This window comes from Sporosarcina sp. FSL K6-3457, from assembly GCF_038007285.1.
Classification (GTDB): domain Bacteria; phylum Bacillota; class Bacilli; order Bacillales_A; family Planococcaceae; genus Sporosarcina.
In genome coordinates, this window is record NZ_JBBOWX010000001.1 from 2,856,089 (window position 1) to 2,876,162 (window position 20,074).

The following is a 20,074-nucleotide window of genomic DNA, read 5'->3' on the forward strand; positions in this document are numbered from 1 at the left end:
CTCCTGATTAGGAAGAACCGATTTTAATAGATCACAAAAAAGCAATTTATTAACGTGAATACGTCTACCTAACTACTCCTTTAAACAAGGAATACAAATGCTGAAAATTTGTATCGGGTCTTTTTCTGCATTTGTAAAAAGTGTAACTGGTTAGCTATATATGTTGATATAGAGAATCCTACTACAACGCTTTGCGCCTGGGTTAGCCTTCACTAGAGATTATATAGAATCATTAGTTCAACATATATACGCAAAAAAATATTCATAGAATCAATATGGATAATTTCTACTTATTGTTGTCTAACAGTTTATTAAATTATTTATTTCTGTTTTCTCGATAAACCCTTAATTGTTGTCACAAAAAGATATAACGCAACTATACAAAATAGAAGTGCAAATAGCTTAGAAGGCAATACAATCCTTCTCAAAAACTCAGTAAACGATAGCCCTATAGCCAATAGGGCTAACACTAAAACAACTACTTCTTTCATCATTTTCACAAACCCATCTCCTAACTAAATGTCACGTTTATGAAAATTGAGTGCCAATCTTCCTTAAAGAAAAGCACCTGTTTGGAGAATAATTGTCCTTAAAACTATTAATCACTGAAGTCTCTAAATAGCGTCTCAAGCTCTTCTTCATCATACATGACGCCACCATTGCTTATGAATTTTTCAATCTCAATTGAACCATCATCCATAAACTCAATTTCCCAACGCTCTCCTGGAACAGCAACTTCCACCATAATTGATTCAGCTCTTATTTTATCTAGTTTGTAAAAGATCTTTTTCTCTTCCAACTTATTAAGTAACTCATTTAAGTTTTTCGTTTCCATCATAATCCCCCCACAAGTCGGTCTTATCATCTAATTTAGCTTAATCTGGTGAACAAATTTACTCAGCAACTGCGCCCTTTAATGAGAATAGTCTAGAACCGTTGATTTGCGCTACAGACAGCACGCTTTCCGGTGGGCGTGCCGTGAACCTCCTGGAGTAGACCGTCTTCCGCTCCAATCAACTAAATATCTGTTTATATACCGCAATCGCACCCGATTATTGGACAGCAGTAAAGTTTGCGAATAAAACATACATCCAACTTTCTTAGAGTCAAGCATAGAAGTCATCGATTATTTCTACCACTTCAATTCTTTCATTAATCAATAGCTCTGGGAGGGCATTTTCAATATTACCTCTCCAATATTCCCTAGCTTATTCAATCTTTTTAGCATAAGGAGCCCCATCCTCTTTTGGCGAAAGCCCTCCATCACCGGAAACCTGAAGTTTCACAATCTGTAATACTTTTCTACCGTAAGAATCAAATACTCCTTTCCATTTTAAGACATTTTTACAGCTTTTAGACGCGTATAAACAAGACAATCTTGAAGGATATTCTAATCAAACCAATCTTCGATTATATCAATAAGATTGCCAAGGCCATTCGTGGTTTTACCGAGGATGTTAATCGACGACGAAACAAAGTCATTGACCGTCTTTGTGTCAGAATGTAAAAAAGTTAATTCAACTTATATAGTAGCTGAATTATCTACATTTAACAAATAATTCCATAACACCTCTCGAAGACATCTGCTACTATCCCCATGGAAATGGAAATGGAAGTGTAAACCGTGTGTAATATTTGTGTTGCACATTTTCGTTTTCCATCAGTTTCTTCTGGTTTTCCGGTAAGCGTCAAACCTAGCCCACCTTCTAACCTTTAGACCGTTATGTGATAATCACCTTACGATCTAAAGTTAGGAGGTTTTTTCATGACAAGAGACGAACGTCGCGCAATGTGGCAGAAACGAATTGACGCATTTAAAGCGAGTGGTGAATCTAGCGTCAAGACTTGGTGTGCTGAAAACAATATCAGTTATCAAAGTATGTATGCATGGCTCAAAAAGGATTGGCTGAAAAAGGATACAAAAAGCCCAGCACCCCAGTGGGTTTCATTTGATGAGCTCATCCAGGAAGGTAAATCTTCTCATTCATTAACGCTTACAATCGGCACGATTTCCATTCAAATTGAAGAAGGTTTCAACCCTGCGCTGTTGGGTGGAGTTCTTCAGGTGCTTCAGAAGCATGTTAAGTAAAACACCAATCAATCGTGTTTATTTGGCCTGTGGCCATACCGATTTGCGGAAATCGATTGACGGTTTAGCAGCCATTGTACAGGAAGGCTTTCAGCTTGATCCATTTTCACCTAGCCTATTTGTCTTCTGCAATCGTAAGCGGGACAAACTAAAAATACTTCATTGGGATCATAATGGTTTTTGGCTTTACTATAGAAGGTTGGAAAACGGTCTATTTCAGTGGCCGAATGATTCAACTACACAACCATTGCCAGTTAGCCATCGGCAATTAAACTGGTTACTGGACGGCCTGCCCTATGAACAAAAACAAGCCCATAAACAAGTCTCTGCAAAAGTCATCATATAAAAGAGGAATTCGGCGAGTCCTGTCGAATTCCTTTAACTATGGAAAAAATAGTAGCGGTCACCCCACCTACAATTGAAGAACTTGCAGCGAAAAATATGGAGCTTGAAAAACAAAATGAAGTGCTACAGGCTAAACTCAACTGGTTAGAAGAACAATTTCGCCTCAGCCAACAACGGAAATTTGGCGCTTCTAGTGAAAAATCCAATCCAGATCAAATCGCACTTTCTCTTTTCAACGAAGCTGAAGTCACTTCCGATGAAAGGGTAGAGGAACCAACGCTTGAAACGATTACTTATCGTCGTAAAAAACGATCCGGTCAAATCGAAGCGATGCTTGAAAACCTGCCAACTGAAACGATTCACTATCGTTTATCAGATGAGGAACAGGCTTGTTTGTGTTGCGGTGAGCCAATGCATGAGATGAGTACGGAAGTGCGTCGGGAGTTAAAAATCATTCCCGCACAAGTGAAAGTTGTTGAACATGTACGCCACGTTTACAGCTGCCGAAGTTGTGAACGTGAAGGCACTGAAACACCCATTCTCACAGCAAAAATGCCAGCACCTATGTATCCTGGTAGCCTCGCATCGCCGTCGGCAATGGCTTACATTATGAATCAAAAATATGTCGAGGGTATGCCCCTCTACAGACAAGAAAAACAACTGGAACGTCTAGGCGTCCCTTTATCACGTCAAACATTAGCCAACTGGATGATGTACGGGGCAACTCATTGGCTCATCCATCTTTATGAACATATTCATACTTACATACTGATGCAGGATGTTCTTCATGCGGATGAAACGACACTTCAAGTGCTGTCCGAACCTGGACGCGCGGCGACATCCAAGTCCTATATGTGGTTGTATCGCACGGGGCGTGATGCATCAGCCGCTGTGTTGTATGATTACCAACAAACAAGGGCAGCCAAACACCCAAAAGCCTTCCTTTCGGGCTTTGAGGGATATCTGCACGTCGATGGATATCAAGGATATAATGATATACCAAAGGTAAAGCCAGTAGGTTGTTTTGCGCATGCCCGTAGAAAATTCGACGAGGCACTTACTGCTTTACCAGCAGTAGCTAAAAATAAAGAAATCCCTTGTGCAGCAGAGGAAGGCCTTCGTTTCTGCAACCAATTATTCGCGATTGAACGCGCGCTAAAAGATCACAGCCCCGAAGAACGGTATAAAGAACGGCTTGAACGCAGTCAGCCTGTGCTGGACGCTTTTTCAGCATGGCTACAAACACAAAGTTCCCGCGTTACACCGAAAAGTGCATTAGGGCAGGCCATTACGTATTGTCGAAATCAATAGCCGCGTCTAACAATGTTTTTACAAGATGGACGTTTAGAAATTGATAATAACCGAGCAGAGCGTGCTATCAAACCTTTCATTATCGGTCGGAAAAATTGGTTATTCTCTCAATCTATGAAAGGTGCAAAGGCGAGCGCCATCGCTTATAGTATTGTGGAAACCGCTAAAGAAAATCAGTTAAATCCATTGATTTATTTAACCTACGTATTTGAACAACTTCCTTTAATCGATTTAAATGATCCGAAGGCGCTTGATCAACTGCTTCCATGGTCAAAGACCCTGCCGGCAGATTGCCACGTTCCTAGTAAGACTAAATAAAACATATAATAAGCGCCCCCTGAATGGCAGGTGGGTGCTATTTGACGGTTCTTTCCAATGTTAGTTGAATTTACGGGATTCAAGCAACAATAGTTTATTCCGTAGAAGTTCAAAACTGTTTCTGCCATACATGATGCGTTTGATGGTTTTTAACTTATTTATGCTTCCTTCAGCTAATCCGTTGTTATATGGAAGCGTACATGCATTTTCAACCGCATCTATATCTTTTTTAATACCATTGAGAAAGCTAGTCAATTCATTTAATTCGAGGGCTGCTGCTTCTGAAATCCATGTATGTAACAACTCTTTCTCTCCCGATTGAAGAATCTCTTTGAAACGCCAAACCAAGCGAATTAATGTACCGACTAGTGGATATTTCTCAACAACATTTTCTACTTGTTCGAGGGAAATGGCTTTCACTTTATCTAGTGGCTTGTAGAGTAACTTTATAAGCCATTTTCTTTCCACAATCTCCGTGGAACCAGCGATGACATCGTTTTCCAGGTCACCTTGTAACCTTTTTTCTTTCGCTATGAATTGTCTAATCGCAGCTTCTGAGCCTGTATATCCTTTCTGTAAAATAGAAGCATGAATCTCTTTATAAGTTGTTCCTTTTGAGCGCAAAGCAATCACTTCATTTCTAAAAGGGGACAGTTTTCCGGGACGCTGTACACCATATTGACCATGAATAGGATTGAAATCAGGCGATAAGTAATTTTTTATTGTGCGCTTTGTATAGCCTGTCTCATCAGCTATTTTTCTAATACTATATCCTTTTACCTGTAAAGCTTTCACTTCTTTGACTTTATCCATAATCTTCTGGATTGCTTCAGTATGTTCACGACCGCGTTGGTCCTCTAAATCTTTAGGGATTTCTTCTTCTCGCATTCTAATGTATTTTTGAATCGTTTGAAGGCTACATTTTGTTTGCGTTCGGATATCTTGTATAGTGCGACCTTGAGACGCCAAGGACTTGACCCAGAGGATTTTAGTACGTCGTGAAGGTTTACTAGTTAGCAGTTCGTTCATTGCGTTCTGTTCCTTGGTTAATGGAATGACAATTCGTCCAGCTAAAATTCTATACATACAGAGCGTACTTGCGTCCGTCAAATTTTTCACTAAGTGAAATCGATCACTGATATGATGCGCTTCAGGATGTGCTTCTCGAATCGCGGCGGCATAAGTAAGAGAGCCATCTCTTGAGACGTATTTTATATTGGGAAAAAGAGAAAGCCAGATAACTACATCTTCTTTTTCTCTTGATTCTATGAGATCAATGACTCTACTATCGGCTAAGTTCACCATGATAGTACCGTAACTCTTTCTCTTTTTCATTGCGAAATCATCGATACAAATAGCTTCGATATCCTCTTTATTGATTACGAGCATGCTTTTTTTTTTGATAATTACAGATTGTGCTCTTTTTAACGTCGACTACGTGTTTCGATAGATAAACTGCAGCGGAGACAGAACTTTGTGTGAGTGAAACTTCCAGAATGGTTTCTTTCAATCGCTTGGTTTTCTTCGCTTTATTGTCTATAAAAGAAAAAGTTTCGGCAAATGTCGTCCGATGACATGACGGATTATCACAAAACATTTTTCGATTAGATAGTGTAATCACTACCTTTTTATCTTGAATCGGTAAGTCTTGGAAGTTTCGGTTATAGTGAGAGTGGACTCGAGACGATACACTTTGACAGGAAGGGCACACACATTCTTTTCGAGTAGATGTCACAAAGAAATAAATGAAATCTGAAGATATATCCGTACCTGTACAAATCAAGTTTTCGTCAAGTAATGTGATGAGTTCATCCATAAAGTAACCCCTCCTAGATTCTTTTCACTCTATTATAACAGAATATATCGCTAATTCAACCAACAATGGAAAGAACCTATTTGACGCTTACATTCCTTGGGGATCTCGTAATATGAAAACTATATTCATTGTCACATCTAACCATAGAACATTTGTGACTTTTTGAATATATGCGACCACTTCGCAATTTCCTATCATGCTTCATAGCCTTCAATAGTCTTACTAATTTCACCATCTTAAGTAAAGCACCTCAAATTAATTTCCGTAAAATTGAATCCAAAAATACATATCGCTACTCTGCTCTGTAATTAGAAACCTATTGTATTCACACAATTCTTATTAAAATAATCGCGATTAGTAGAATACCAGTTGTTAAAATAGAGATTTTCTCAACTCGTTTTACAGACTGCTTCTGATTTTCAAAAGATCGTTGAACTGTTTCTTTGTGTTCCGAATTTTTCTGCTCTAGCTGATTAATTTGCCGTTGCAACTCAATAATCGAATTATTTACTGTGGATACGGTAGAATACATGGATACTACTTGTTGTTCAAGCAAGTTAGTTTTTGATTGAAGATCCCGAACGTCTTTTCCAACCATAGATGTCTCTTGCTTAATCATGCTGATATGCTCTTTTAAGTAATGCTCTGTCTCGGAAAAAGAACTTACCACCGTAGAATTTAGTTCTTTAAATCGATTTTCACTTTTCTTTAATTCCGATTCAAACTCCATCGTTTTATCAGCAAAATGCAATTGAATATCTTCAAGCGTTTCGGTTGTCTGCTTAACACTTTCTAACTGCTTCTCCACCAATAAATGTTGTGCCTCAATTTCCTTTAAATATGTTGATGCTTTTTTGACATGTTTAATTTCGTTGCCTAACTCATCAATAAAGGTTTCTAATGATTCAATGTCTCCTAATTGTCCCACGGATACTCACCGCCTATTCTAACTTCTTTGATTCTAGAACTTAAATGTTTTACAAGTTGACCATATGAAAATTTATCTTCAAATGATTGATAAACAAACTTTTTATCTTCTACAGAATCGAATCCATTGTTTATTAAAACTTCACTTAAAATAACTTTTTCTTCTTGTATTAAAAATTCATTAGCTACATCTACAATTGATAACAATATTTCTTTTCGGAGGTCTTCTTCTAATGTTGTGATATGCTTAATAGATTGAATTAAGCGCAGTTTAGATTCTTGAGTTAAAAAACCCCTACTAACTAATGTAGTAATTCCTTCAATTAAATTTAAAGCAGGATCATTTTTATAACTTTCTAGAAATCTACTTAATGTAATCGATAAATCTTTTATCTCACTTTCATTTTTAGGTACTGTCTTATCATTTGTTTCTACATAGTAAACTTTCCACCAATTATTCAAATTATGAGGTTTGGCAACTGTCTTTTCTAATAAATATACATCGTCATTACGTTTAAAATAGGTTTCTAATTTATGTTGAAAGTCATCTGAATCCTTAAACTCTAAAACATAATTAAACATATTTTTAAGTGATTGCTTACGGGAGTATATAACATTATCGTTATACCATTTAAGTAGAATATAAGCATACTTATATAAAGGTGAAACAGAATGGCTTTCATAAACCTTTAAATAATCTAGCAACTCTGCATTGTTGTATATAGCTGTTTCAGTAAAGGTAGAATCATATTTTTGAATATATTTAAAAACACTATCCTTAATATTATCTTCTTCATAATCATTTAGATTCACAATAATTGTATTTGTTTTCCATTCAATTACCCAATCGTCTACAAGTCCAAGAAGTGCCAGCCTATATATAATCTTTTCATTATTTCCTTGTTTTGGGATATGCACTACCCTCTGTTCTCTTAAATGCTCAAAATAGAAATCACAGAGTATGGATGTTTCTTCTTCGACATCCTTTAATCCTTGTTTCATTAAAAACATGATACTATTTAAATCGCCTTGTAAAACCCTCGTTGTTTTTTCTATTTCATCTAAGTTCGTAGTTAAACCAAATAAAACATTTCTTTGATGTTCCGTTAACTGATCTTTCGTAAATAAAATATAACAGTCAGAATTAGAACGATCCCTTCCTGCCCTACCCGCCTCTTGGTAATATGATTCTAGGGAAGAAGGAATACCGTAATGAATTACCGTACGTACATCCGGCTTGTCTATTCCCATACCAAATGCCTTTGTAGCAACTAATACATCTAATTCATTATTCATAAATGCACTTTGAACATCTTCTTTATATTTTGCAAAGTTTTGCGTATCGAAGTCCTTTGGCTTGCGTCCACTATAAAAATTCGTTTTTAAACCCAATTGATTTCCAAGCTGATTACTAAGCTTAAAACATCCGTTAGGTCCCCCCGCTGTCTGCGTAAAAATAATCATAGGATTTGGTTTTTGATTTTCTTGTACTACCATAGCCAACTTATCTTGTTTCTCAAACTTGGTGGCCTCAACAACATGAAAATGTAGTTCTTTTCGTGTAAAGTCTGAAATGGTTTTTACATTTTGGCTAGAAACATCTAATTCATTACGAATATCTTGCAATACTTTTGAGGAAGCTGTAGCAGTTAATGCCAAAAAAGTTGCGGTTGGCGCATATCTACGTATAGTTAGAGCTAACGCTAAATAAGATGTCCGAAAATCATGCCCCCACTCGGATAGGCAATGTGCTTCATCAATTACAGCATATGCAAATTGTTTTTTTGCTTGAATCATCTGGATTCGATTTCGAAATTCCTGTTGCTGAAACCTTTCAGGCGAAATAATTAAAAATAAAAATCTCCCTTCTGTAAAACCATTTAAATTATCTGATGCAATTTGAGGTGGCAAATCTCCATTAATATAATCGATACAATCAACAAAGTGTTTTTTCTTTAAATTTCCAACTTGATCGACCATTAACGATTTTATTGGTGCAACGACAAAGCTAATCGCCGGCTGTAAAAAAGTGCAGATTTGATACGTTAAGGATTTCCCCCCTCCAGTTGGTAAAAGCCCTACTGTATCATTACGATTTAATGTATTAATAATAATTTCAGTTTGTCCTGCATTAAATGTGCTAAATCCATAAAGGACGTCTAATATATATTGAAGCGACGGCAAATGTTGTTCTTCTTTTATTGCATAATTCACGATGTAGCCTGTATTCATTACACGGTAATTATTCTCTTCAAAATAATCATCCCTTATATAGATGATAGATGGATCATTTAAAGTGTCATCCCAATACCTTCCAACTAAATTATCAATGCAAATGTAATCTTTTTTAAATGATGAATGCACATGTATTTTAGGTAGTGAAATAGATTCATTAAACAGTTCCCCAATAACTTCAAACCATTTATCCAAATCCTCCATAGCTAGTTGAAGCGATTGAGCCTGCTGCTGGGTACTTACTGCAAAATCCCACTGTTTATCGCTAAATAGAAGATGCTCTCCTTTAACTAACTCTATGACCAACATTTGAAAGCGGTAAATTTCCGTTAATTGAAAGTGCAATTGATATGACGATGGATTTTCCAAATACTTTTCGAACAATTTAATTTTTGATTCATGTTTATAATAGTTTTCTCGAAGACTTAAAGTAAGATTTTCATAATCTTTATTTTTAATTTGCGTAGTTGAAATCCGAATTACATTGATCCCATATTTACTTAAGAACTTGTCCCGTTTTTGATCTAGCTTTTGTTGTCGTCTATCTTCATGATGTATACCATCCACTTCTATAACGAGTTTTAGTAACGGACTATAGAAATCTACCTCCTGCTTTTCAAAGTTACTATCAGGAATAATATGATTGATAGGACATTCTGCAATAAATAAATCTGCTATAAAACTTTTTTGATTATATATTTGACGTAAATCTTCATAAAACGTTAAAGCAGGATACGACTGATTCACATCATCTCCCCGAATGGAACGACTCCAATCTGATGGCAAAGATTGAATAAACCGAACATCATCCATTTCATGTAGATAAGATTGTTTTAAATGAAGTTTCTTACGTAAAAATGGAGTAGCAATCGTTGGATTTCCTCGCACTATAAAGTTTTGAACTATAGAAAGAATAGGATTTTCCATTGCCTTGGAAGCCTTATATGATAAATTTTTAATCACAAAATGATTATTCACCTTTGCATAACCCGAATTATAATAATGCATCAGAAACATCCTTTTAATGTTTGTTGTAAAACCCCTTTTATTCATTGACCCCTCAAATAGATTCAAATACTCTAAATCTTTTCCTGCTACATGTTACTTACACATTACTCAACTATATATCATCTAGAAATAAATCCAAATTAAGTGAAGTGGGTCAATTATCCAAAGCCTAAGTAATCAATTTTCAGATGGCTGTAGCTACGTACCTTATATATTGTTACCATTCAAAAATTGAATATCTGTTTTTTCAGTTGCACATCTAAAACGTCAATTTCCTTATTATTAATAATTCTGAATAACCCACTTCTTAATTATAGCAAATACACCTGTATTTTGGTTTTCAATAGGAATAATTACAATTAACTGATCACAATACCTTCTATAGATAACATTAGCAGACTTTTGCTTGTACCAGTTACTTATTTCTTTATCCAAGTCAATTGAATGCATATTAGAGCAAACCGCGTCCATAAATGACCCTTGTAGAATTTCATAAAAATCGGAGTTGGGGTTTGGTTTTGAATACCCCCTTTCAAACTCACTATTAATACCATAATACCACTACAAACGGGATTTACGAGGTTTACATAATTAAACAATTCAATATTTGGCTATTTTAAAACATTTGCCTATACACATCTTAATTAACTACGCGTATTGAACGAACACCCAGCACTTTCCAACTCCTCCCAAAAACCCCTTACACATATTATGTAATTTCCAACACTCCAAACCAGAAATCTCATAATTAACACTCTTCTCATATCATTCCTGCATAATAGAATGTAATATATTATAAAAGGCATTTATTTGGAGGTTATATGAATGGAAATTACTTTAGGGCATTGGCTCGATTCGAAATCTTATCCAGATGAGCTTAGTGATAGTTCGGCTAGTATCGGTAAAATAATTACAGGGTTTGACGGGCTTATAAATATTTTAGAAATACAGCTAGGGCAATCTATCCCTCCTATCGCTGAAAGTGTCTGTATAGCTGAGTGGCAAACGACCATCGCTAAACTCGATAATGGCCAAAAACCGTATTCCAAGTCTTTTCAAATAGACTCATGGAATACGGCTCGCGAATTGAAAACTAAGCGTGATGAATTGATTCTAGCTGGATGGTATCCTACTATTCACCAAGGCGGCGGGAAGTGGATTGAAGCCATTGCAGAAATAGAACTATCGGACCACAATCATAGCAAAGGTTTTTCAGATCGAGTTCGTACTTTATTTGATTTATTGAAACAAAACTACTTACCTCTAACGATTAAAAAAATCAATATTGTAGATGAAGATCATTCAATATGGAACAACTGGGAAAAAGAACTCGTTAGGCTATTACAACAAAACGAGGTTCAGATCAAACAAATGACGCTACAAGTACCAACCGTTCCCTCAAAGCCTTCTACAGATTTAGAAAAAATTAAGATGGCTTTATATGATGAAGATTCAATTGGCGATTTAACACTAACTGGTGATGGGTCATTTTCAATTGTCCGTTCTGAACAAGAATGGGAGGCCGCTGATTATCTGATAAGCTGGCTGGAACTAAAAGGTGACGATCAAACCCTAATTATTAACAATGCAAACAATTTATTATTAGCTGAGTTATTCCATAGACGAGGCCTCCCTTCAAGCGAAGTAAACGAGTATTCTAAATGGCGATCAGCTTTGCAAGTATTGCCTCTCACATTAGAAACTTATTGGGAACCTGTCCGGATTGATAGAATTATGGAACTTCTCACGTTGCCAACATCTCCTCTTCCTAAAAAACTATGTTATAAACTGGCAAGTGTCCTTTCAGATGAACCAGGTATAGGTGGAGATAGGTGGCATACAGCAATTGATGAAGCAGTTACTGAAATTGAAGCGAAATGGTTTGAACAAGGACTAGAAACAAAGAAGATTAACAAGAAGAAGCAAGAGCTATTGGAGATTATTGATATTTGGGTGAATCATGATTACTTTGATACAACTGACGGTCTCCCATGTTCAATTATCGATAATATTTGCCGTAAAATTAGTAAATGGGCTTTAAATAAAAATTTAATGGAGCCTAATCCAATCTTCGCTCAAGCATATAGTTCTGCAAATGAATTAATTGCAGGTATCCGCGCGTTAAATGTCGAAAAAATTAATCAGCTTCAACTAGCAAACATTTTAGATTCAGTGCTGGGTGACGGATCTAAGTTACCTGATTATGTTCAAGAGTCAGCGCAATGGAATACGGTACAGCAACCAGGCGCCATTTGGGGGCAAGTAAGCAACGTACTTTGGTGGGAGTTTACACAAAACACTACCTTCCAATTAAAAAAGTGGTCTGACGCAGAGCGAATGTTTTTGGAACAACATGGCGTACATTTAACTTCACCGGAGCAAATTCGAAAACGTGAAAATTTATCTTGGCATCACGCGATACGTTTCGCAAAAGACCGCATTATATTATTTATTCCATCAAAAGTTCGTGCAGGAGATGTAAAAGCACATCCACTTCTTGATGAAATTCGCTTTGCTTTATCTAAAATAAATGAGGATGAAAAACAAATTACGATTAATCCAACTTTACTATATTCACAAGAAACGGTAAGTATTATTGACGATAGATTTGACCGGTTAGCTTTAACAAATAAAGAGATTCCAGGTCCAATTCAACACTGGCATGTTCCTCAACAAAAAGTACATTTACGCGAAATTGAATCGGCAACAAGCTTTGAAACAATGCTAAGTTGTCCTTTAAAATGGACGCTTCAGTACAGTGCCAAAATACGACCAAGCAATACCCTATCTTTGCCAAATGAATCGATTATGCTAGGAAACTTAGGACATGCCATTCTCGAACGTTTAATAACAGAGCAAGTATTTACATCGAATCATAATATCCAACAACATACCGGTGACCTTTTCGATGAAATTGTTCCTAAAATGGCAGCAACTCTTTTATTACCTGAGCATCATTCGTTATTTAGAAGAGTTCGCAACGATCTACAGAAATCTATGCAACAATTTGCTAAATTCTTAGAGGACTCGAAAATAACAATTATAGAAACAGAAAGTACGCATAATAAATCATGGGAAAATGAGATTAAGTTCGAAGGTCGATTGGATTTAATCGGTAAAACCCCTACGAAAAAGACCGTAATTTTAGATGCAAAATGGTCTCGACGTCCTTCCAACTACAAACAAAAGTTAATAGATGGATCAATCCAACTTGCTTTGTATCAATGGCTTATGGCTACCGATGATGAAGTTATTCCGGTTGCATATTTTATGCTTTCAACTGGTGATTTTTATGCCGTTGTAGATGATGAAATACCTGAACAATATCAAGTTGCAAGTAATTCTTTAAACGATACGGTGCAACTAATTCGTCTTGAATTAAATAAAATCCAAGATACATTGACTACCGGTGTAGCTGTTGCTACAGGTATTGAAATAGATAATTCAGCGCCATTTAAACCGTTATGTAAATTTTGTGATTATCAGGATTTATGCGGTATGAGGAGGGTTCAAGTATGACTGGTTCTTTAAAGATTATTAGTGCTGGTGCTGGTGCCGGAAAAACAACGCGTCTTTCCAAAGAAATTATTGACGCTGTTCAGCAAAATATTGCCCCTGAAAAAATCGTTGCGACAACATTTACTAAAAAAGCGGCGGAAGAGTTAATCGAACGTATTCGATTAGATCTTCTAAAAAGCGGTAAAACAGAAGAAGCTTTGCGTATCCTAGATGGCTATGTTGGAACTATGAACAGTGTATTCGGCCGGTTAATTAAAGAGTTTGCTCTAGAAGTTGGATTATCACCGGAACAAAATATTTTGGAAGATGCTGAAGCACTTTCTCTTTTCAACTCCATTGCTTACCAATCTATTCAAAAACATGAGGTTGAAAATTATAATGCATTGCAACGTTTCCAATTGATTGGTGGCGAGTATCCATGGAACAAGTACGTTTTAAATGTCCTAAAGCTTGCACGTGAAAATGGATTATTAGCAAACGATGTTGCAGCATGTGCCAACTATTCTTGGAAAACAATGCAACAATGGCTCCCTACCCCTGTTGGAGATGGTCAACAATTAACAGCAAATTTACTCGTTGCGCTAAAAAATGCAAGTAAAACATTACCAGGATCAGACAATACGAAGACTACACTAGGCGTAGTAGAATCTATTAATACGATGATTTCATATTATGAACGAAATAGTTATTTAATGTGGGACCAATGGGCAAAAGCTACAAAATTAAAGCCAGCTAAAGCTAGTCAGGAAGAAGTTTCACCAATTCATAATGCAGCAAGTTTTCACACAACACACCCCCAACTGCATGAAGATATAAGAACAATAATTGAAGCGATATTTTATTGCGCTGCAGAAGCGATAGATTTATATGAAAAAGAAAAGAATTTGCGTGGCTTAATCGACTTTACGGATCAAGAATATTTAGCTTTGAAGATACTCGAAAATCCAGAATATACCGATGCGTTAAAAGAACGAATAGAAGCCATATTTGTGGATGAATTTCAGGATTCGAGTCCCTTACAAATCGCTTTAAACATGAAACTACTCGAAGTTGCCAAAAGTACAACTTGGGTTGGTGACACAAAACAAGCCATTTATGGTTTCCGAGGTACAGATCCAGATTTGATGAAAACCGCTATGAGCAATATCGAAGACATCAATCAAGAAATCTTAGGCGATTCATATCGTTCGCGTAAATCTCTCGTTAATTTCGTTAATGCTCTTTTTGTCCCAGTATTTGATGTTACAGGATTACCAAAAGAACTCGTTGAACTTAACCCAAAACGCGATGATCTTGTTCATCAACAACCTTCAATCGAAGCATGGTCGTTTACTGGTTCTAAAAATGCTAAAACAGATGCTAAAATGGTCTCACAGGGTATATATGACGTTATCCAGCTAAAAGAGCAATATATCATCATCGATAAAGAAACTCGCCTAGAAAGAACGTTAAAGCCTAGTGACATCGCTATCCTCTGCCGTTCGAACGATGAGTGTTCAGAAATTGCAAGTGCCTTAGCTAATTTAGGTATTCAGGCATCTGTAGGCGGAAGTGGATTGACGGATACAGAGGAAGTCGTTTATGCTATCGCAACATTACGTTATTTTATCGACGAACGTGATACATTAGCTTTAGCCAAAATACTCCACTTTTCATCTGAGGAATGGCAAAATGGTGAATGGCTTGAAGCGTGGTTACAAAGCGACAGACCACAAGCTTTAGTAGACAACGATCCAATCATCATGCAACTAACTGAAGCGCGGAAAAATATATTTAAAATGAGTCCTTCAGAGGTTTTAGATTTAGCTCTTGTGAAAGCAAAAGTAGATGAACAAATAATGCGTTGGGGTAACGGAAAACAGCGGCTTGCTAATATTGATAACCTCCGTTCACTTGTGAAACAATATGAACATGGAGCAAAAATGAATGGTTATGCAGCAACAGTTAACGGTCTATTATTTTATTTAGAAGATGTTAAGTCAGATAAAGAGCTGAATCGTGTCGCTGAATCAACAAATGAAAATGCCGTAAAAATCCTAACATATCATCGTTCGAAAGGTTTAGAGTGGCCATTTGTTATTTTATATTCATTAAATAAATCTGCAATTAGCAGTGGAAAACCGCCTGTGTTTGACCGCGTAATAGCAACCAGTACACAGCCATTTGATGTTAAAAAGCCATTGAATGGTCGAACGCTTTATTACTGGCCATGGCCTTATGGGAAGAGTTCCAAAGATGTTGGATTTGATTCCTTAATCGAGGATGCACCTCAACTCACATTACGGAAGAAGCAACTTCAAGAAGAAAGTCAGCGCTTATTATATGTCGGTATGACCCGCGCTAGGGATTACTTAGTGTTCGCAACACGGGATTTTTCTAAAGCTTCATGGCTGAACGAACAAAAAGATAGTAATGGGAATCAAGTCATTACGTCTATTATGAATGATAGTATTAATATTAATGGAGAATCATTTAAAATAAAAACTCGCAACTTGGAATTACCAGAACACCAGCTAAACATTTCGAATAAAACTGAACAAACGATTTATGTCGGGGGTACTCGTAATTCAGTTGAGTTCCAACCTGCTACGTTTAAACCGAGTATGACTAAGTTTGTTGAAGTCGATGAGGATATAGTAAAAGCAGAACAATTAAATGTACCGATTCACTCTATCGGTTCACGTTTACCAATCATCGGTAGTCCTGAAATGGATGTGTTAGGAACGTTGGTTCATAATTTTTTAGCTGCTGACTCATCCAAACTAGATAAAGCTAAACGTGAACAACTTGCACAATCGACTTTGCAAAATTTTGACCTTAGCGCTTTATCGGTTAATGATTTAATTGAGGCATCGAATCGATTAAATCATTTTGTCGAAACGACATACACTGGTAAATTTGATATTCACAAAGAGTTCCCTATTCACCTTAAATTAAATAACCAAAAAGCATTTGGACTAATTGATTACTTAATCGAATTTCCAAACGGTTGGGTTATAATTGACCATAAAACATTCCCCGGTCGTGAAGAATTCTGGGCGGAGCGTGTAGTGGCTTATTTACCCCAACTACAAATTTATGCCCATGCCTTACAAACGGCAAGCAACAAACCAGTTCTAGAAGCATTCATTCATATGCCGATAGTAGGAAAAATGATAAAGTTTACGGAATCCCAATTAATCATGTCCGAACTTGAATTTTATTCAATGTCATAAATCGAGTAGAGTGAACGAATCGTAATCCGATTCGTTCGCCCCTCTCACACCACCGTACATACGGACCCGTATACGGCGGTTCAATAATTTGAGTGTACAAACTAGTACTTCTTGGATATATCCATATATCCGAGTTGTAACAGTTTTTCGTCTGTTAATGACCTATGAAGGACATAACTTGCTGATATTCGCCAATATCCCTTTCGGGTATTGGACCATTCATAGGCTTTTCGTTCATCTATACCGAGTTGGATAAGATTTTTCCGTTTTGTTCGTGGCATTTTCCACTGTTTCCAGATGTATTGTCTTATCCTCCGTTTCAACCAACCGTTTAAATCAGTCATGAAACTTTTCATCGTGCTAATGCCGTAATAATTTATCCATCCCGTCATTAGCTGTCTAATTTGCTTGAAAAGGACTTCTATGCTTCTACCCCTGTTCCGTTTTGTTATTTTCTTTAACTTGCGCTTCACAGTGGTTTTGGCTTGTTGATGAGGTCGAATTTTGACACCGTTCCTTGTGGGATGGATACAGAAACCCAAGAACTTTCGCCTTAATGGGCTACCTACCGCACTTTTGTCACGATTCACTGTTAGCTTTAGATTACCTTCGAGAAATTTAATGGAGCTTTCCATCACACGATAACCTGCTCGTCTACTTTTGACGTAAATATTACAGTCGTCAGCGTAGCGGACGAATTTATGACCACGTTCTGCGAGAAGCTTATCGAATTCATCTAAGTAAATGTTACTTAGTAGTGGCGATAAGTTTCCCCCTTGTGGTGTTCCTTCTTCGGACGCTTCAAATAGACCATTTATCATGATGCCACTTTTGAGGTATTGACGAATGAGGTGAAGTACGCGTTTATCTTGTACTTTTCGCTCGATGTAATACATCAATTTATCGTGGTTTACAGTGTCAAAGTAAGCTTTCATATCAATGTCTACGACATGTTTATACCCTTGTTCGTAGTACGTTTTCGCCTGTATGATGGCTTGGTGTGCACTACGTTTCGGACGAAACCCAAAACTGTTATCGGAGAACGTCGGGTCAAATAGTGGTTGTAAAACTTGATTGATTGCTTGTTGAATCATTCGGTCGATGACAGTTGGAATCCCTAGTTTTCTTACCCCGCCATCCGACTTTGGGATTTCAACCCGTAATACGGGTTGTGGGCGGAATGTTCCATTTTGTAAACTTTCTAGTAATTCTTCTCTGTGCTCCTTCAAGTGTGGAAGCAGTTGGTCGTACGTCATACCGTCAACGCCTGCTGCTCCCTTATTTCTGACAACTTGAAGGTAAGCTTGATTAAGATTATTTCTTGATAAGATTCTCTCAAACAGATATACACCATTTTGATTCTCCAGTTCACCATGGAAATTGCTAGGCACTCCATCGTACCCTTCATGTTCCACATTATCTCTCCGATGGTAGTCAAGTTTCCTTGTTTTCTGCGGTTGTCGCAATTCCCACACCTCCTTGTTTCTTCAAAATTATTATTGTTCAGTCCTTCACGTTCTGTCAGTTCGAACGCTACTATGACGTCTGCTGACTTCTTGCGATTCACCTTTATGTCACCATAAAAGTTGCTTAGGTTTGTTATGCCAACGCCCACAAAGCCCTCGCAAGACCTCCCCTGGTAAGGGTAAATACTTTCCTCCTATGTAACTGCTAGATTTACTGAATAAGTTTCGGGCAGTATTGGACTTTGATTTGTGATGCAATCTCATCCGACTTAGCCAGCCTTGTATCTAGTTTCTGTTCGTCAGTTCAGGATTTTGCGTCCGACTTCCTTCAGCCACTACCTCACGATAGCCACCTTGTCTTTCGCTAACAGTTCCTACTGCCAAGCCTGTAGCGGACTTTCACCGCCAAGTATTTACCCATGCAGGGCGCACATCAAAAAAAAAGCCGACTGTATCCCGAAGGATTCAATCGACTTTTAATATATATCACGCAAAAATGCGTAAATACCCCATGTGATTATGCCCGAAAGCAATTTTGCGACGTACAATGACACCTGCCTGGCTTTTCTCAAAACGAGAATACAAAGGCTACAACATTTGTGTCGAATCTCCTTTTGAAATGAAAAGGTATAACGACTTTCATCAACATACGATGATTTGGAAACTAATAGAATATGGATTTAGTTTATCAAATCAAAGTGGTAGTCGCAACACTTCCGAAAAGGTGTATATTTTCACTTGACTTGCCTAACGTATCATTTTTCATATTAACGTTGCCGATAAGTAAATCATTGTTGGATAACAATACCTGGGAAATCATCTAGTTGTAATTTCTAAATGCTATAGGGATAAAAAAAGTCTAACCCCATTGTATCTTTACCGTGGGATTAGGCTTATGAACTGCAACAATCGCGCCCTTTTCTGGAATAACTATTGACGGCGTATCTATGATACATGGTAATCAATTAATTTTCCTTGGCTATACTATCAGCCAGTTTTTGAAACGAATCATTGAGGATTTTCATTCGTTTTTCGACCTTTGCTGCTGCCGCATCCAGTGTAAAACCTTCTTCGATCATTTCCTGGACCAAAAGAATCTTTTTGATATTTAAATAATTGTACCTTCTTGTGGTCCCTTCACCTTCTTTTTCGGATTGAATAACTCCTTTTTCTTCCCAGTAACGAATTTTTCGTGTGGGAATTCCCGTAATGTCTGATACCTCACCAATTCCAACAACCAGCTTTTTTAGTAAATCAAAATCCATTAAGGGGATTAAAGAATTCATTTTTTCATTTTCTTCATTCATTTTCTGACCTCCATTAAAAACCTATTGTAGCTATTTTACGACATAAGTAAGTGAATTACAAATCAAGGAAGTAACCTATTGACATAGGTTGCAATTTAGTTATAATGAATGTAGGTAAGTTACATTATATTACCGATATTTCTTTGTTAAGGAGGTGTTTAAATTGCCTATTATTAAGGTTGACTGTTGGGAAGGATTTAACGATAAACAAAAACAAGAATGGATCAAGGAACTTACAGACGTAACGACTAATATGTTTAACATCCCACCAGATAAAGTTTTAGTCGTCTTGCGAGATGTTCCTTTATCTAATTGGGGTCAGGCTGGTACAGTAGCGACTGATCCAGATTTTTTAGCTAAAAGTCGTATTACCGAAATACCGTCATAATAAATGACTAAAACAAAAGGAACCCCTATAAAATTGAGGCCGCTGAAAAAGTCTCTTTTTTTCAAAAAACAAAAATTAAATCCCACATTTCCATCACTTTTCAGGGGGATTGTGGGGATGCCAGTCAGAT

At 36.9% G+C, this 20,074-nt stretch carries 13 protein-coding genes and 2 pseudogenes; 6 read left to right on the forward strand and 9 right to left on the reverse strand.

The features are described 5' to 3' along the window. Positions 1–320: 320 nt before the first annotated feature. From N1I80_RS14125 to N1I80_RS14135, 3 genes and pseudogenes are all read right to left on the reverse strand, one after another. A complete protein-coding gene (locus N1I80_RS14125) occupies positions 321–500 on the reverse strand; it encodes a hypothetical protein (protein ID WP_340738507.1) in 180 nt (59 codons plus the stop codon). 98 nt (positions 501–598) lie between these two features. After that, complete coding sequence (locus tag N1I80_RS14130; protein ID WP_340738508.1) at positions 599–835, reverse strand: hypothetical protein; 237 nt, start codon at positions 833–835, stop codon at positions 599–601. A gap of 271 nt (positions 836–1,106) precedes the next feature. Continuing rightward, a pseudogene (locus N1I80_RS14135) lies at positions 1,107–1,391 on the reverse strand (DUF2441 domain-containing protein); the annotation flags it as partial. A 374-nt stretch (positions 1,392–1,765) separates the two neighbouring features. On the opposite strand from N1I80_RS14135, the gene tnpA reads away from it, so the two are divergent. The 3 genes and pseudogenes from tnpA to tnpC all read left to right on the forward strand — a co-directional run bounded on the left by tnpA (position 1,766) and on the right by tnpC (position 4,063). After that, complete coding sequence (gene tnpA, locus N1I80_RS14140; RefSeq protein ID WP_340738509.1) at positions 1,766–2,089, forward strand: IS66 family insertion sequence element accessory protein TnpA; 324 nt, start codon at positions 1,766–1,768, stop codon at positions 2,087–2,089. Further along, a complete protein-coding gene (tnpB, locus tag N1I80_RS14145; RefSeq protein WP_340738510.1) occupies positions 2,079–2,435 on the forward strand; it encodes an IS66 family insertion sequence element accessory protein TnpB in 357 nt (118 codons plus the stop codon). Before tnpA ends, tnpB begins: the two co-directional genes overlap by 11 nt. Positions 2,436–2,473: 38 nt before the next feature. Next, positions 2,474–4,063: pseudogene (gene tnpC, locus N1I80_RS14150) on the forward strand (IS66 family transposase). A 60-nt stretch (positions 4,064–4,123) separates the two neighbouring features. Here the strand turns inward: tnpC and N1I80_RS14155 are convergent. The 4 genes from N1I80_RS14155 to N1I80_RS14170 form a co-directional block, all read right to left on the reverse strand. Beyond that, entirely contained in the window at positions 4,124–5,398 is a 1,275-nt protein-coding gene (locus N1I80_RS14155) for a transposase (protein WP_445683650.1), read from the reverse strand. 37 nt (positions 5,399–5,435) lie between these two features. Continuing rightward, positions 5,436–5,879, reverse strand: coding sequence for a transposase family protein (locus N1I80_RS14160; RefSeq protein WP_340738012.1), 444 nt, complete (start codon positions 5,877–5,879; stop codon positions 5,436–5,438). A 325-nt stretch (positions 5,880–6,204) separates the two neighbouring features. Further along, entirely contained in the window at positions 6,205–6,807 is a 603-nt protein-coding gene (locus N1I80_RS14165; protein ID WP_340738511.1) for a hypothetical protein, read from the reverse strand. Continuing rightward, positions 6,795–10,049 (reverse strand): RecQ family ATP-dependent DNA helicase, encoded by a 3,255-nt coding sequence (locus tag N1I80_RS14170; RefSeq protein WP_340738512.1) that lies wholly within the window; start codon positions 10,047–10,049, stop codon positions 6,795–6,797. The genes N1I80_RS14165 and N1I80_RS14170 overlap by 13 nt, the downstream gene beginning before the upstream one ends. 825 nt (positions 10,050–10,874) lie before the next feature. Between N1I80_RS14170 and N1I80_RS14175 the strand changes: the two genes are divergently transcribed. Both N1I80_RS14175 and N1I80_RS14180 read left to right on the forward strand, forming a co-directional pair. Continuing rightward, the gene (locus N1I80_RS14175; protein WP_340738513.1) at positions 10,875–13,568 is read left to right on the forward strand and encodes a PD-(D/E)XK nuclease family protein; all 2,694 of its coding nucleotides are present in this window, start codon (positions 10,875–10,877) and stop codon (positions 13,566–13,568) included. Continuing rightward, on the forward strand, positions 13,565–16,783 hold the full coding sequence (locus N1I80_RS14180; protein WP_340738514.1) for a UvrD-helicase domain-containing protein: 3,219 nt from the start codon (positions 13,565–13,567) through the stop codon (positions 16,781–16,783). Before N1I80_RS14175 ends, N1I80_RS14180 begins: the two co-directional genes overlap by 4 nt. A gap of 101 nt (positions 16,784–16,884) precedes the next feature. Here N1I80_RS14180 and ltrA read toward each other — a convergent pair whose 3' ends face one another. Next, the gene (gene ltrA / locus N1I80_RS14185) at positions 16,885–18,249 is read right to left on the reverse strand and encodes a group II intron reverse transcriptase/maturase (protein ID WP_445683656.1); all 1,365 of its coding nucleotides are present in this window, start codon (positions 18,247–18,249) and stop codon (positions 16,885–16,887) included. 965 nt (positions 18,250–19,214) lie between these two features. After that, the gene (locus tag N1I80_RS14190) at positions 19,215–19,556 is read right to left on the reverse strand and encodes a MerR family transcriptional regulator (RefSeq protein WP_340738516.1); all 342 of its coding nucleotides are present in this window, start codon (positions 19,554–19,556) and stop codon (positions 19,215–19,217) included. 163 nt (positions 19,557–19,719) lie between these two features. On the opposite strand from N1I80_RS14190, the gene N1I80_RS14195 reads away from it, so the two are divergent. After that, positions 19,720–19,944, forward strand: coding sequence for a tautomerase family protein (locus tag N1I80_RS14195; RefSeq protein ID WP_340738517.1), 225 nt, complete (start codon positions 19,720–19,722; stop codon positions 19,942–19,944). Positions 19,945–20,074 lie beyond the last annotated feature (130 nt).